At 69.6% G+C, this 14,239-nt stretch carries 13 protein-coding genes and 1 other RNA gene; 13 read left to right on the top strand and 1 reads right to left on the bottom strand.

The window, feature by feature from the left end:
• Nucleotides 1–20: 20 nt before the first annotated feature.
• The gene (locus BB334_RS02555) at nucleotides 21–419 is read right to left on the bottom strand and encodes a YraN family protein (protein ID WP_068803989.1); all 399 of its coding nucleotides are present in this window, start codon (nucleotides 417–419) and stop codon (nucleotides 21–23) included.
• A 45-nt stretch (nucleotides 420–464) separates the two neighbouring features.
• Here BB334_RS02555 and rsmI point away from each other — a divergent pair, with 45 nt between their 5' ends.
• From rsmI to murG, 13 genes are all read left to right on the top strand, one after another.
• Complete coding sequence (gene rsmI, locus BB334_RS02550) at nucleotides 465–1,337, top strand: 16S rRNA (cytidine(1402)-2'-O)-methyltransferase (RefSeq protein ID WP_068803987.1); 873 nt, start codon at nucleotides 465–467, stop codon at nucleotides 1,335–1,337.
• Between the two features lie 89 nt (nucleotides 1,338–1,426).
• Nucleotides 1,427–2,458 carry a dihydroorotase gene (gene pyrC, locus BB334_RS02545; RefSeq protein WP_068803985.1) on the top strand — a complete coding sequence of 344 codons (1,032 nt, stop codon included), beginning with the start codon at nucleotides 1,427–1,429 and terminating at the stop codon, nucleotides 2,456–2,458.
• Nucleotides 2,459–2,512: 54 nt separating this feature from the next.
• An RNA gene (rnpB, locus tag BB334_RS02540) (RNase P RNA component class A) lies at nucleotides 2,513–2,893 on the top strand.
• Nucleotides 2,894–3,271: 378 nt separating this feature from the next.
• Nucleotides 3,272–3,715, top strand: coding sequence for a division/cell wall cluster transcriptional repressor MraZ (gene mraZ / locus BB334_RS02535; RefSeq protein ID WP_068803983.1), 444 nt, complete (start codon nucleotides 3,272–3,274; stop codon nucleotides 3,713–3,715).
• Entirely contained in the window at nucleotides 3,715–4,656 is a 942-nt protein-coding gene (gene rsmH / locus BB334_RS02530) for a 16S rRNA (cytosine(1402)-N(4))-methyltransferase RsmH (RefSeq protein WP_068804436.1), read from the top strand. Before mraZ ends, rsmH begins: the two co-directional genes overlap by 1 nt.
• Nucleotides 4,653–4,928 carry a cell division protein FtsL gene (ftsL, locus tag BB334_RS02525; RefSeq protein WP_068803981.1) on the top strand — a complete coding sequence of 92 codons (276 nt, stop codon included), beginning with the start codon at nucleotides 4,653–4,655 and terminating at the stop codon, nucleotides 4,926–4,928. The genes rsmH and ftsL overlap by 4 nt, the downstream gene beginning before the upstream one ends.
• Entirely contained in the window at nucleotides 4,925–6,694 is a 1,770-nt protein-coding gene (locus tag BB334_RS02520; RefSeq protein ID WP_068803979.1) for a peptidoglycan D,D-transpeptidase FtsI family protein, read from the top strand. The genes ftsL and BB334_RS02520 overlap by 4 nt, the downstream gene beginning before the upstream one ends.
• Nucleotides 6,691–8,199, top strand: a complete 1,509-nt coding sequence (locus BB334_RS02515) for a UDP-N-acetylmuramoyl-L-alanyl-D-glutamate--2,6-diaminopimelate ligase (protein ID WP_068803977.1) — start codon at nucleotides 6,691–6,693, stop codon at nucleotides 8,197–8,199. Before BB334_RS02520 ends, BB334_RS02515 begins: the two co-directional genes overlap by 4 nt.
• Nucleotides 8,196–9,599, top strand: a complete 1,404-nt coding sequence (locus BB334_RS02510) for a UDP-N-acetylmuramoyl-tripeptide--D-alanyl-D-alanine ligase (RefSeq protein ID WP_068803976.1) — start codon at nucleotides 8,196–8,198, stop codon at nucleotides 9,597–9,599. The genes BB334_RS02515 and BB334_RS02510 overlap by 4 nt, the downstream gene beginning before the upstream one ends.
• A gap of 1 nt (nucleotide 9,600) precedes the next feature.
• Nucleotides 9,601–10,689 (top strand): phospho-N-acetylmuramoyl-pentapeptide-transferase, encoded by a 1,089-nt coding sequence (gene mraY / locus BB334_RS02505; protein ID WP_068803974.1) that lies wholly within the window; start codon nucleotides 9,601–9,603, stop codon nucleotides 10,687–10,689.
• Entirely contained in the window at nucleotides 10,686–12,086 is a 1,401-nt protein-coding gene (gene murD, locus BB334_RS02500) for a UDP-N-acetylmuramoyl-L-alanine--D-glutamate ligase (RefSeq protein ID WP_068803972.1), read from the top strand. Before mraY ends, murD begins: the two co-directional genes overlap by 4 nt.
• A complete protein-coding gene (gene ftsW / locus BB334_RS18370; protein WP_083200239.1) occupies nucleotides 12,083–13,285 on the top strand; it encodes a putative lipid II flippase FtsW in 1,203 nt (400 codons plus the stop codon). The genes murD and ftsW overlap by 4 nt, the downstream gene beginning before the upstream one ends.
• 20 nt (nucleotides 13,286–13,305) lie before the next feature.
• On the top strand, nucleotides 13,306–14,239 hold a 934-nt coding region (murG, locus tag BB334_RS02490; protein WP_068804432.1), incomplete at its 3' end, for an undecaprenyldiphospho-muramoylpentapeptide beta-N-acetylglucosaminyltransferase.

The raw sequence follows: 14,239 nt of genomic DNA, 5'->3' as shown, positions 1-14,239 counted from the left end.
GCGCAGTCTAGCATGGGGTTTCATCCGGCATCGAACGCGCCGCGCAGCCAAGACACCGCGGCTTCGTCGAGCTGGTCGAGCACGACCGCATCGAAGCGGCAGGCCGCGGCGGCGAAGCGGCGGCCCCGGCCTCCGAGCCACCACTGCGCGGCCAGCAGGATGCGGCGGCGCTTGGCGGCGGTGATGCTTTCCGCGGCGCCGCCGAAGCGGGGGTTGGTGCGCAGGCGCACCTCGACGAAGACGATGGCGCCGCAATCGAGGCAGATCAGATCGACCTCGCCGCCGCGGCACCGCACGTTGCGTTCCAGGATGCGCAGTCCATGCGAGACGAGATGGCGGGCGGCGAGATCCTCCGCGGCCCGACCACGCGCTTGCGCCGGCGTCGGGGGAGCGCCGACAATGCCTTGCGCCCTGCTCAAGTCCCGTCTCCGGGCAGTGCTTCATCCATCACCTGGGCTGTTCTCATGATCCTTCCTCCTGCTCCCTCGGGTTCGCCGCTTTCTAGCACACCGTCATTATATGTGGTGGCCACGCCGCTCGGGAACCTGCAGGATGTCAGCCTGCGTGCGCTCGCCGTGCTCGGCGCGGTCGACCTGATAGCGGCGGAGGACACCCGCCACAGCCAGCGCCTGCTCGATGCCTGCGGGATCCGCGCGCCGATGCTGGCGCTGCACGAGCACAACGAGCAGGAGGCTGCCGGCAAGCTGATCGAGCGCCTGGCCGAAGGCCGGCAGGTGGCACTGATATCGGATGCGGGCACGCCGGCGGTGTCCGACCCGGGCGCGCGCGCGGTGGCGCGCGTACGTGAGGCCGGCCATCCGGTGGTGCCGGTGCCGGGTGCCTGTGCGGCGATCGCCGCGCTGTCGGTGTCGGGCTGGGCGGATGGCGGGTTCCGCTTCGTCGGCTTCCTGTCGCCGAAGTCGGGCGCGCGCCGCAGCCGGCTCGCCGCTCTGGCCGATGCGGCCGAGGCGCTCGTGTTCTACGAGGCGCCGCACCGGGTGGTCGAGTGCGTGGTCGACATGGCCGAGGTCTTCGGCCCCTCGCGCGGCATCCTGGTCGCGCGCGAGATGACCAAGCTGCACGAGCAGATCGTCCGCCTCAGCCTGGGGGATGCGGCCGCCTGGTTCGCCGCCGACCCGAACCGCGGCCGGGGCGAGTTCGTCCTGGTGGTCGACGGCGTACCGGCGGCGGTGGGGCTCGATGCCGAGGCGGAGCGCGTCCTCGGCCTGTTGCTCGCCGAGCTGCCGCTCAAGCGCGCCGCCAGGCTGGCGGCCGAGATCACCGGGGCGCCGAAGAACGCGCTCTACGCACGCGCCCTCGAGCTGAAGCAGGACTAGCCGCCGGGGCCTTCCGGCGAGCGCCGCGCCGCAGCCCGCGCGCACGCGAATGCCTATAATGAAGGCTTCCGCTTAGGGATGGCTCCTCCATGCAATCGATTACCCTGATCCGCCCGGACGACTGGCATCTGCACGTGCGGGACGACGCGGCGCTGACCGCAGTGGTGCCGCATACCGCCGCGCGTTTCGGCCGTGCGTTGATCATGCCCAACCTGAGACCGCCGGTGACCACCACCGAGCAGGCACTCGCCTATCGCGAGCGCATCCTGGCCGCGGTGCCGGGCAGCAGCTTCGAGCCGCTGATGAGTCTCTACCTGACCGACAACACCGATCCGGACGAGATCGACCGCGCGAAGGCGAGCGGCAGGATCGTCGCCGCCAAGCTCTACCCGGCCGGCGCCACCACCAACTCCGACGCCGGCGTGACCGCGATCGACCGCGTCCATCCGGTCCTCGAGCGCATGGAGGCCCGCGGCATGGTGCTGTGCGTTCATGGCGAGGTCACCGCCGCTGATGTGGACGTGTTCGACCGCGAGCGGGCCTTCATCGAACGCGTCCTGTCGCCGCTGGTGCGGCGCTTCCCTGGTCTGCGCGTGGTGTTCGAGCACATCACCACCGCCGAGGCGGCGCAATTCGTGCGTGCCGCGGGTGCCAACGTCGGCGCGACCGTCACCGCCCATCACCTCCTGCTCAACCGCAACGCGATCTTCGCCGGCGGCATCCGTCCGCACCACTACTGCCTGCCGGTGCTCAAGCGCGAGACCCACCGCCAGGCGCTGGTGGAAGCGGTGACGTCGGGGCATGCGCGCTTCTTCCTCGGCACCGACTCCGCGCCCCATGCACGCAGCACGAAGGAGAACGCGTGCGGCTGCGCCGGCTGCTACACCGCGCACGCAGGGATCGAACTGTATGCCGAAGCATTCCACGCGGCGGGCGCGCTCGATAAGCTGGAGGCCTTCGCCAGTCTCAACGGCCCGGCTTTCTACGGCCTCCCGCCCAATACGGATCGCATCACGCTGGCGCGCGATGCATGGACCGTGCCGGACGCTTACGATTACCTGGAGAACGATCCGCTGGTGCCGCTGCGCGCGGGCGAGGCGGTCGCCTGGCGCATGGTCTGAGTCCGTCGCCGCCGCACCGCGTTTGTGGCTACGTCCGCGTATAATCGTAGGCGGGAAGTTCGCCAGGCAGTCGCTGCACGTGTTTCGCGTGTGGAGGAAAGTCCGGGCCCCGCAGAGCAGAATGCCGGCTAACGGCCGGGCGCCGTGAGGCGACGGAAAGTGCAACAGAGAGCAGACCGCCGATGGCCTCGCGAGGGGATCAGGCAAGGGTGAAAGGGTGGGGTAAGAGCCCACCGCAGGACTGGTGACAGGACTGGCACGGTAAACCCCATTCGGGGCAAGGCCAAATAGGGGAGCATCGGCGTGGCTCGCGTCGCTCCCGGGTAGGCTGCTAGAGCGGCGCGGCAACGCGTCGCCCAGAGGAATGACTGCCCGGCGGTCGTGGTTCGCGCCACTGCCGCTCGACAGAACCCGGCTTATCGGCGAACTTCCCCCCCCCCCCGTTTTCTCCGGACCGCCGGCGCGCGACGGTCCATACGCACGGGCCGCGACGCAGATTTATTCCGACGAGGCCCCCGGCCCTTGCGAGCGTCATCGAATCGACCTCCATTCGTGCATTTCTCCCCACTTTCCCCCACATGTCGGGGGGGAGTGTTCGAGTTCGTCCCTTACCTCAGCCGAGTTCGCTATCGTCCTTGATTTTTCAGGGTTTATGCGGGTTCGTAAGGTGCGCATAAGTCATTGTGTAACAAAGAAAATCCCCCTGAACCCGCCTTGACCCTAAAAAGCCTTTCCAATAAAGTGGGGGCAAGTGGAAAAAAGTGGGGTGAAGTGTCATTTGCGACGCTTTGCCGGCATGCCTGAGGGGGGTAAATGTTCCAGGGAGCCGCAGCGCTCAATCTCGATGCGAAGGGGCGTCTCGCGATTCCCGCTCGCCATCGGGATGCGCTCGCCATCGAGGATGGACTGGTCGTGCTGACCGCGCATCCTCACGGCTGCCTGCTCGTCTATCCCGTCCCCGCCTGGATTCCCATCCGCGACCTGGTGCTCTCGAAGTCCAGCTTCGACATCCAGTCGGCGCAGCTCAAGCGCCTGCTCGTCGGCTTCGCCCAGGAAGAGACGCTCGACGCCGCCGGGCGTGTGCTGATCGCTCCTTCGCTGCGCCGCTTCGCCGAGCTCGAGAAGCAGGTCTGGCTGGTGGGTCAGGGCAGCCATTTCGAACTGTGGTCGGATGCCGGCTGGCAGCAGCAGCAGGAAGCGATGTTCGCGCTGGCCAAGTCCGATCTGCCGGGCGGTTTCGAGAGTCTCGCGCTGTGATCCCGGCGGAGGTTCCGAACGCGCACGTCACCGTGCTGCTGGCCGAGGCCGTGGATGCCCTCGTCCCGCGCACCGACGGCGTGTATGTCGATGGCACCTTCGGGCGCGGCGGGCACAGTCGTGCGCTGCTCGCCCGTCTGGGGCCCGCCGGCAGGCTGATTGCGTTCGACCGCGATCCCGCGGCGATCGCCGCCGGACGGACGATCGAGGATGGGCGCCTGACGCTCGTGCATGCGCCCTTCAGCGCGCTGGACGAGGAACTCGAGCGGCTGGGCGTGGGCCAGGTCGATGGCGTGCTGCTCGATCTGGGCGTGTCCTCGCCGCAGATCGACGATGGCGCGCGCGGCATGAGTTTCCGCTTCGATGCGCCCCTGGACATGCGCATGGATACGAGCCGCGGCCAGACCGCGGCGCAATGGCTGGCGACGGCGTCGGTCGGTGAGATTACTGAGGTGCTGAGAGACTATGGCGAAGAACGGTTTGCTCATGCGATTGCAAAGGCGATTGCTGCTGCTCGGGCAGGGGGGGCTGTCGCAACCACTGGACAACTTGCCGCGATCGTGGAAAAAGCGGTCCGTACGCGCGAGCCGGGGCAGCACCCGGCGACTCGCTCCTTCCAGGCTTTACGGATTTTCGTCAATCAGGAACTCGAGGAGCTGACGCGCGTGCTGCCGGTCTGTGTCGATCGCCTGCGGCCGGGCGGCCGACTTGCGGTGATCAGCTTTCATTCGCTCGAGGATCGCATCGTCAAGCGCTTCATGCGCGACGCCTCGCGCCCCCCGGCCCTGCCCGCGCGGCTGCCGCTGCGTGCTGCCGAACTGCCGCCGCCACGCCTGCGTCTGGTCGGCAAGGCGCTGCGGCCGGGCGCAGACGAGGTCGCGGCGAATCCGCGTTCGCGCAGCGCAGTGATGCGCGTTGCCGAACGGACGGAGGCCGCATGATCCGTACGGTCCGTCTGGACGCGATCCTCGTCGCCCTCGTCGTCTCGAGCGCCTTCGGCGTAGTGTCGGCACAGCATCAGGCACGCAAGCTGTTCTCCGAGCTGGAGCGTGAACAGGCCCGCGCCCACGACCTCGAGGTCGAGTGGGGGCAGCTGCAGCTCGAGCAGAGTACCTGGGCGGCGCACGCCCGCGTCGAGCGCTTCGCCCGCGCTCGCCTCGACATGGCGGTCCCGGCGCCGGGGCAGGTGCTGGTGATGGAGTCGCAGCCATGAGGAAGGCGGGCGTCACCTTCAAGGACAATCCGCTGCTCGAGCGCGAGCTGCCGGTGTGGCGGCCGCGTCTGTTGCTGCTGGCGCTGCTTGCCGGTTCGGCGGTGCTTGCCGGACGCGCCTTTTACCTGCAGGCGGTGAACGACGGTTTCCTGCAGCAGAAAGGCGAATCGCGCTACGCACGCACGATCGAGGTGCCGGCCACGCGCGGGCGGATCACCGACCGTCATGGCGAGATGCTCGCGGTGAGTACTCCGGTGAAGTCGGTGTGGGCGATCCCTGCGGATGCCCGCCTGCAGCCGGCCGATGCGCGCAAGCTGGCCGGCCTGCTCGAGATGGACGTGCGCGAGCTCAACGAGCGGCTCGCCAACGGCCGCGACTTCGTCTATCTGAAGCGCCAGGTGGCGCCCGAGGTCGCGGAGCAGGTCGCCGAGCTCAAGCTGCCCGGCGTCCACCAGCAGCAGGAATACCGTCGCTTCTATCCCGGCGGCGAGGTCAACGCCCACATGATCGGCTTCACCAGCGTCGAGGATCGTGGCCAGGAAGGCATCGAGCTCGCCTACGAGAAGCAGCTCGCCGGTGTGCCGGGCGCGCGGCGGGTGATCAAGGACCGTCGCGGCAGCATCGTCGAGGACGTGGAGTCGATCCGTCCGCCGCGTGACGGCGCCGATCTGTCGCTGTCGATCGACGGCAAGATCCAGTACCTCGCCTGGTCCGCGCTGCGCGAGGCGGTCGAAACGCACAATGCCAAGGCCGGCGCCGCGGTGGTCCTCGACGTGCGCACCGGCGAGGTGCTCGCGCTGGTCAATGCGCCCACCTACAACCCCAACAATCGCAGCAACCTGACGGGCGAGCAACTGCGCAACCGGGTGTTCACCGACACCTTCGAGCCGGGTTCGATCATGAAGCCCTTCATTGCCGGCCTCGCGCTCGAGCGTGGCAAGGTGAAGCCGACGACCAAGTTCGACACCAGTCCGGGCCGCATGACCATCGGGCGCGCGACGATTTCCGACTCCAGCCGCCACGACGTGCTCACCGTTGCCGAGATCATCCAGAAGTCCTCGAACATCGGCACCGTCAAGATGGCGATGATGTTCACCCCCGATGAGTTGCACCATCTGTTCGAGCAGCTCGGTTTCGGCACGCCGCTCAATCTCGGTTTTCCCGGCGAGGCGGGCGGGCGGCTGCGCCCGGCCAGGACCTGGAAGCCGATCGAGCAGGCGACGATGTCCTATGGGCATGGCATCTCGGTCAATCTGATGCAGATGGCGCGTGCCTACTTCGCCATCGCGCGTGACGGCGACCTGCTGCCGCTGTCGCTGACCAAGATCGAAACGCCGCCTTCGGCCGGACGTCGCATTTTCTCGCCGCAGGTCGCACGCGAGATGCGTGCGATGCTCGAGGGTACCGCCGCGACCGGTGGCACCGCGACCCGCGCTCAGGTGCCCGGCTATCGGGTGGGCGGCAAGACCGGTACCGCGAACAAGCTGGAGGGCGGGCGCTACACTCGCAAGTACGTCGCTTCCTTCGTCGGCATCGCGCCGCTGTCGAACCCGCGCCTGGTGGTTGCAGTGATGGTCGACGAGCCGCGCGGGCGCACCTTCTACGGCGGCACGGTGGCGGCGCCGGTATTCGCCCGCATCACCGAAGGCGCCTTGCGCACCCTCGGCGTGGCGCCCGATGCGCCGCTGGTACCGCTCACCGTGGCGCGCAAGCCGGCGGAGGAGGCGGCAGAAGCGGGCGCCGCACCCGCGCGGAGGGGAATGTGAGTCCGGATCCGCGCGTCGCCGAACTGCTCGAAGCCCTGCGCACCGCCGGGGTGAGGCCCGCGGGCATCACCGCCGACTCGCGTCGCGTCGGGGCGGGCGACCTGTTCGCTGCATGGCCGGGTTTCGCCACCGACGGGCGGCGCCACATCGCCGGCGCGATCGAGCGTGGCGCCGCCGCGGTGCTGTGGGAAAGTGCCGACGGCTTCAATCCGGGCCCGCTGCCGCGGCCCTCGCTGCCGGTCGCCGGCCTGCGTGAGCTCGGCGGCCATCTCGCCGACGAGCTTCATGGCCGTCCCTCCGAGCGACTCTGGCTCGCCGGGGTCACCGGCACCAACGGCAAGACCACGGTGAGCCAGTGGATCGCTCAGGCCCTGCAGGAGCTGGGTACCGGTTGCGGCATCATCGGCACGCTTGGCTGCGGCTTTCCGGGCCGGCTCGCCGACGCCCTCAACACCACGCCGGATGCGCTCGACCTGCACCGCCACCTCGCCGCTTTTCTCGGCGCGGGCGCGGGCGCGGCGGCGATGGAAGTATCCTCGATCGGCCTCGACCAAGGGCGAGTCAACGGTGCGCGCTTCGATGTCGGCATCTTCACCAATCTGAGCCGCGATCATCTCGACTATCACGGCTCGATGGAGGCCTATGCCGCGGCGAAGGCCCGGCTGTTCGAGCTGCCGGGCGTCGCCCGCGCCGTCATCAACCTCGACGACGCCTTCGGGCTCGCCCTCGCGCGCCGACTGTCAGCGCGTGGCGACGAGGTGATCGGCTACACCGGCTCCGCTGCCAATGCGGGCCTGTTGCCGGGCGCGCGCGTGCTGCTGGCCGACCGCCTGCAGGTGGCGCCGGCCGGATTGCGCTTCGTACTTCACTTCGAGGGGCGGCAGGCCGAGCTTCGGGTGCGCATGGTCGCGCCCTTCAACGTGTCCAACCTGCTCGCGGTGATCGGCGCGCTGCTGCTGCGCGAGGAGCCCTTCGACAACGTCTTGACCGTTGCCGCCCGACTGGTGCCGCCGGAGGGAAGGATGCAACTCGTGGGCGGCGTCGGCGAGCCGCTGGTGCTGGTCGACTATGCGCACACGCCCGACGCGCTCGCGAAGGTGCTCGATGCGGTGCGCGATACCGTGCGTGCGCGCGGCGGGCGGCTCGTGTGCGTGTTCGGCTGCGGCGGCGACCGCGACCCGGGCAAGCGCCCGGTGATGGGCGAGGTGGCGCGCATGCGCGCCGATCGCGTGCTGGTCACCACCGACAACCCGCGCACAGAGGATCCGATGAAGATCATCGAGGCGGTCGCCGCCGGTGCCGGCGCCAGCGCCGAATGCGTCGTCGACCGTGGCCAGGCGATCAGCGTCGCGATCGGCGAGGCCGGCGTGGACGACGTCGTCGTGCTGGCGGGCAAGGGGCACGAGCCCTATCAGGAAATTCTCGGTCAGCGATTGCCGTTCTCCGACGTCGAGCAGGCGCGGTTCGCACTGGCAGCATGGCACAGGGGGAGGGCGCAGGGATGATGACTTTGCTCGACGCGGTGCGCGGTCTCGGCGCGCACGATGCGCGTGCGGTGGGCGAGGCGCGCTTCGGCTCGGTCGGCACCGACAGCCGGGCGATCGAGCCGGGACAGCTGTTCGTCGCCCTGCGCGGCGAGCGTTTCGATGGACACGACTTCCTTGCCGCCGCGGCGGCGGCCGGCGCGGCGGCAGCGATGGTCGATACGCGCTGGTTGGGGACGCCTCCGCTGCCGCTGCTGGTGGTTGAAGACACCCGGCTTGCGCTCGGCAGCCTCGCCTCCGCATGGCGCGCGCATTTCGCGCTGCCGCTGATCGGCATCACCGGCAGCAACGGCAAGACCACGGTGAAGGAGATGTGCGCTGCGATCCTGCGGGCGCAGGCGCGTCGTCATGGCTTCGGCGAGGAGTCGGTGCTCGCCACCCATGGCAACCTGAACAACGACATCGGCCTGCCGCTGAGCCTGCTCGGGCTGCGCGACTACCATCGTGCCGCGGTGATCGAGATGGGCATGAACCATCCCGGCGAGATCGCCGACCTTACCGGGATTGCGCGCCCGACGGTGGCGGTGGTCACCAATGCCCAGCGTGCCCATCTGCAGGGCCTCGGCTCGCTGCTCGAGGTCGCGCGGGAGAAAGGCGCGATCTACGAGGGGCTGGGCGAGGCCGGGGTGGCGGTGATCAATGCCGACGATCCGCACGCCGCACTGTGGCGGGACCTCAACGCCGGTCGCCGGGTGCTGAGCTTCGGTGCCGAGGCGGAGGCCGACGTGCGCGCGCGCCACGAGCTGCGCGGCCTCGGCGCCCGCCTTGAGCTCGATACCCCGCAGGGACCGATCGGTGTCGACCTGCAGGTCGCCGGCCTGCACAACGTGAGCAATGCCGCCGCCGCCGCCGCCGCCTGCCTCGCGGCCGGAGTGTCGCCGGAGGCCGTGGCCGAAGGGCTCGGTGCCTATACCGGCACCCGCGGCAGGCTGCAGCGCCGCGTCGGCCCGCAGGGCTCGCTGCTCCTCGACGACAGCTACAACGCCAACCCCGATTCGGTCCGCGCCGGCATCGATGTGCTCGCGGCGATGCCGGGCCGCACCTTCCTCGTCTTCGGCGACATGGGCGAGATCGGCGAGCGCAGCGCGCAGGCGCACGACGAGATCGGTGGTTACGCCCGCAGCAAGGGCATCGACGGGCTCTATGCGCTGGGCGAATTGAGCGCCCTCGCGGCACGCAATTTCGGCGAGGGCGGGCGGCATTTCGATTCGGTCGAGGCGCTCGTCGCCGCGCTCGCGCCGCGGCTCGACCGCGACAGCGTGGTGCTTGTGAAAGGCTCGCGCTTCATGCGGATGGAAAGAGTGGCGGACGCGTTGGTTGCAGTGCACAATCCGTCCCCCGAAGAGAATACCGGTCTGTAAAATGCTGCTCGAACTCGCCCTCTGGCTCGGCCAGGAAACCCGCGGCTTCAACGTTTTCGGATACATCACGCTGCGCACCGTGCTCGCCGCGCTGACCGCGCTCGCGATCTCGCTCGTGGCCGGGCCGGCGGTGATCCGCTGGCTGGCGGCGAAGAAGATCGGACAGGCGGTGCGTGACGACGGTCCCAAGTCCCACCTCACGAAGGCGGGCACGCCGACGATGGGCGGAGCGCTGATCCTGATCTCGATCGCGATCACCATCCTGCTGTGGGGCGACCTGCGCAACGCCTATGTCTGGGTGACCCTGATCGTGACCCTCGGCTTCGGCGCGGTGGGCTGGGTCGACGACTGGCGCAAGGTCGTCCATCGCGATCCGAAGGGGCTCGCCAGCCGCTGGAAGTACCTGTGGACCTCGGCGATCGCGCTCGGCGCGGCGCTCTTCCTCGGCCTGACCGCCGACACGCCGGCCCACACCGACATGATCGTGCCCTTCTTCAAGGACGTGGTGCTGCCGCTCGGCGTGCTCGGTTTCATCGCGCTGAGCTACTTCGTGATCAACGGCACCAGCCATGCGGTCAACCTCACCGACGGTCTCGACGGCCTGGCGATCATGCCCACCGTGATGGTCGCCGGCGCACTCGCGATCTTCGCCTACGTCGCCGGTCACTCCGGTTTCTCCAGCTACCTCGGCGTGCCCTACATCGCCGGCGCCGGCGAGCTCGCGGTGTTCTGCGGTGCGATCTGCGGCGCCGGACTCGGCTTCCTCTGGTTCAACGCCTATCCCGCCGAAGTGTTCATGGGCGACGTCGGCGCGCTCGCGCTCGGCGCCGCGCTCGGCACCATCGCGGTGATCGTGCGCCAGGAGATCGTGCTCTTCATCATGGGCGGCCTGTTCGTCGCCGAGACCCTGTCGGTGATGCTGCAGGTCCTCTACTTCCGCGCCTCCGGCGGCAAGCGGATCTTCCGCATGGCGCCGCTGCACCACCATTACGAGCTCGGCGGCTGGAAGGAAACCCAGGTCGTCGTCCGCTTCTGGATCATCACCATCATGCTGGTGCTGTTCGGCCTGTCCTCGCTGAAACTGAGATGAGCTCACTTACCGGCAAATCCGTACTGGTCCTCGGGCTCGGCGAGTCCGGTCTCGCGATGGCGCGCTGGTGCGCGCTGCGCGGCGCCCGCCTGCGCGTGGCCGACGACCGCGCGGAGCCGCCCGGCCTGGCCGTGCTGCGCGAGGAGGCGCCGCTCGCCGAGATCGTCACCGGCAGCTTCGGCGCCGAGGTGCTCGACGGCATCGAGCTGGTGGCGATCAGCCCGGGCCTCGACCCGCGCACCGGCGTGTGCGCCGAAGCAGCGCGCCGCGGCCTGCCGCTGACCGGCGAGATGAGCCTGCTCGCCCAGGCCCTCGACGAACTCGGCGTGCGCGAGCGCACCCGCATCCTCGCCATCACCGGTACCAACGGCAAGACCACCACCACCGCCCTCACCGCGGCGCTCGCTCAATCCGCGGGACTGGACGCGGTGGCGGCGGGGAACATCGGTCAGACCGCGCTCGGGGTGCTGATGGACCGTCTCGAGATCGGCGTCGAGCTGCCCGAATGCTGGGTGCTCGAGCTGTCGAGCTTCCAGATCGAGACCATGCACGGCCTCGCCGCGGATGCGGCGACGGTGCTTAACGTCACCGACGATCACCTCGACCGCTACCTCGACCTCGATCATTACGCGCGCACCAAGGCCGGGATCTTCGAGGGCGAGGGCGCACAGGTGCTGAACCGCGACGACACCCGCGTGATGGCGATGGCCCTGCCCGAGCGCGTGCGGGTTGGCTTCGGCCTCGGCGCACCCGCGCGCGCCGGGGACTACGGCCTGATCGAGCACGCTGGGCGCACCTGGCTCGTGCGCGGCGCCAACCGGCTGATCGGAGCCGACGAGCTTGCGCTGGCCGGCCGCCACAATGCCACCAACGCGCTCGCCGCGCTCGCGCTGTGCGAGGCGGGCCTGAGCCTGCCGCCCGAGTCCCTGCTGCCGGGCCTGCGCGCCTTCCGCGGCCTGCCGCACCGGGTCGAGCTGGTCGCCGAGCGCGCCGACGGCGTGCGCTTCTACGACGATTCCAAGGGCACCAACGTCGGCGCGACGGTCGCCGCGCTCGCGGGCTTCGAGCGGCGGGTCGTGCTGATCGCAGGGGGCGACGGCAAGGGTCAGGACTTCGCCCCGCTGGCCGACGCCGTCGCGCGTCGCGCGCGCGCGCTGGTGCTGATCGGTCGCGACGCGCGCCTCATTGCCGACGCGGTGGCCGGCTGCGACGTGCCGCTCGAGCACGCGGCCGACCTCGACGAGGCGGTGGCGCGGGCCTGGGCACTGGCGCAGGCGGGGGACGCCGTCCTGCTTTCGCCTGCCTGCGCGAGCCTCGACATGTTCCGCAACTACGCGCACCGGGCCGAGGTCTTCGTCGCCGCGGTGCGCCGCCTGCTGGCGGAGGAGGAACGGTGAAGCTCACGGGAACCCTCGGTCGCCTGTTCTCCGGTCGCAAGCCCGGGCCCGCGGTGCGTGGCGCGGCGCCCGCGCACGAACTCGACCAGTCGCTGATCTGGGCGGCCGCAGGCCTGCTGCTGCTCGGCCTGGTGATGGTGTATTCGTCCTCGATCGCGATCGCCGAGGGCAGTCGCTTCACCGGCCATCAACCCTATTTCTTCGTGCTGCGTCACGCGCTCTTCCTCGCGGTCGGCACGGCGTTCGGGGTGGGGGCCTTCCAGCTGTCGATGAGCCAGTGGCAGCGGCTGGCGCCGGCGCTTTTCGTGGCCGGGGTGGTATTGCTCGTCGTGGTCCTGATCCCGGGCGTCGGGCGCGAGGTCAACGGCGCCCAGCGCTGGCTCTCGCTCGGCCCGGTCAACCTGCAGCCGTCCGAGCTGATGAAGGTTTTCGCGGTGCTCTACACGGCCGACTACACGGTGCGCAAGCTCGAACTGATGGGCAGCTTCCGGCGCGGCTTCATGCCGATGCTGATGGTGATCCTGTTCGTCGGCTTCCTGCTGCTGCGCGAGCCCGACTTCGGCGCCTTCGTCGTCATCACCGTGATCGCATTCGGCGTGCTCTTCCTCGGCGGCGTCAACGTGAAGGTGTTCGTGCCGCTGGCGTTGCTGGCGGTGATCGGCTTCGTCGGCCTGATCGTTATCTCGCCCTACCGCCTCGAGCGCCTGCTCGGCTTCATGGACCCGTGGCAGGACGCCTTCGGCTCGGGCTACCAGCTGTCGCACGCATTGATCGCCTTCGGTCGCGGCGAGCTGTTCGGGGTCGGCCTCGGCGCCAGCGTGGAGAAGCTGTTCTATCTGCCGGAGGCACACACCGACTTCCTGCTCGCGGTGATCGCCGAGGAGCTCGGCTTCGTCGGCGTGCTGGCGGTGATCGTGATGTTCGCGGTGGTGGTGCAGCGGGCCTTCGTGATCGGGCGCGAGGCGATCCGGCTGGAGCGCTACTTCACCGGCCTCGTCGCCCAGGGTATCGGCCTGTGGATCGGCGTGCAGTCCTTCATCAACATCGGCGTCAACATGGGCCTGCTGCCGACCAAGGGTCTGACCCTGCCGCTGATGAGCTTCGGCGGCTCCGGTCTGGTGGCCAACTGCATCGCGCTCGGCATCCTGCTGCGGGCCGACTGGGAAGTGCGTCAGATGAAGCGGAGGGTCGGGGCGTGACGGCGAAGACCCTGCTCGTCATGGCCGGGGGCACCGGCGGCCACATCTTCCCCGGCATCGCGGTGGCGGAGACGCTGCGTGCGAAGGGCTGGCGCGTCGTCTGGATGGGCAACCCGGACGGCATGGAAGCGCGGCTCGTGCCGGCGCGCGGTTACGAGACCGCCTGGGTGCGATTCGGCGCGCTGCGCGGCAAGGGCCTGGTGCGCAAGCTGCTGCTACCGGTGAACCTGTTGGCGGGCTTCTGGCAGGCGCTGCGCGGCCTTCGCCGGGTGAAGCCCGACGTCGTGCTCGGCATGGGCGGCTACATCACCTTTCCCGGCGGCATGATGGCGGCGCTGCTCGGGCGGCCGCTGGCGCTGCACGAACAGAACTCGGTCGCCGGGCTGTCCAACCGGGTGCTGGCGCGGGTCGCCGACAAGGTGCTCTCCGGCTTCCCCGGCGTGCTCGACGGCGCCGAATGGGTAGGCAACCCGGTGCGCGCCGAGATCGCCGCGGTGGCGCCGCCCGAGGCGCGTTTCGCTGCACGCAGCGGTCCGCTCAAGCTGCTGGTGGTGGGCGGCAGCCTGGGCGCCGCGGTGCTCAACGAGAACGTCCCGCTCGCGCTCGCCCGCATCCCCGCCGCAGTGAGGCCGCAGGTGCTGCACCAGGCGGGCGAGAAGCAGATCGCCGCGCTGCGCGAGGCCTATGCTGCAGCCGGCGTCGAGGGCGAGCTGCGCCCCTTCATCGAGGACATGGCGGGCGCCTACGCGGAGGCCGATCTGGTGATCTGCCGCGCCGGGGCGCTCACCGTCGCCGAACTCGCCGCAGTCGGGGTGGCCAGCCTGCTGGTGCCCTTTCCGCATGCGGTCGACGATCACCAGACCGGTAACGCGCGTTTTCTCGCCGAGCGCGGCGCCGCCTACCTGCTGCCCCAGCGCGAGCTCGACGTCGCTCGCCTGACCGGCATCCTTTCGA

The sequence above is a fragment of the Thauera phenolivorans genome (assembly GCF_001696715.1).
Classification (GTDB): Bacteria; Pseudomonadota; Gammaproteobacteria; order Burkholderiales; family Rhodocyclaceae; genus Thauera; species Thauera phenolivorans.
Note: the sequence above shows the minus strand (reverse complement) of the source record. Positions and strands in the feature narration are given on the sequence as shown.

What these genes read in the sequence shown, in the direction of transcription:
- rsmI (WP_068803987.1), top strand. Translation starts at nt 465, where the DNA reads ATGATCCTTCCTCCTGCTCCCTCGGGTTCGCCGCTTTCTAGCACACCG.
- pyrC (WP_068803985.1), top strand. Translation starts at nt 1,427, where the DNA reads ATGCAATCGATTACCCTGATCCGCCCGGACGACTGGCATCTGCACGTG.
- mraZ (WP_068803983.1), top strand. Translation starts at nt 3,272, where the DNA reads ATGTTCCAGGGAGCCGCAGCGCTCAATCTCGATGCGAAGGGGCGTCTC.
- ftsL (WP_068803981.1), top strand. Translation starts at nt 4,653, where the DNA reads ATGATCCGTACGGTCCGTCTGGACGCGATCCTCGTCGCCCTCGTCGTC.
- BB334_RS02520 (WP_068803979.1), top strand. Translation starts at nt 4,925, where the DNA reads ATGAGGAAGGCGGGCGTCACCTTCAAGGACAATCCGCTGCTCGAGCGC.
- BB334_RS02510 (WP_068803976.1), top strand. Translation starts at nt 8,196, where the DNA reads ATGATGACTTTGCTCGACGCGGTGCGCGGTCTCGGCGCGCACGATGCG.
- mraY (WP_068803974.1), top strand. Translation starts at nt 9,601, where the DNA reads ATGCTGCTCGAACTCGCCCTCTGGCTCGGCCAGGAAACCCGCGGCTTC.
- murD (WP_068803972.1), top strand. Translation starts at nt 10,686, where the DNA reads ATGAGCTCACTTACCGGCAAATCCGTACTGGTCCTCGGGCTCGGCGAG.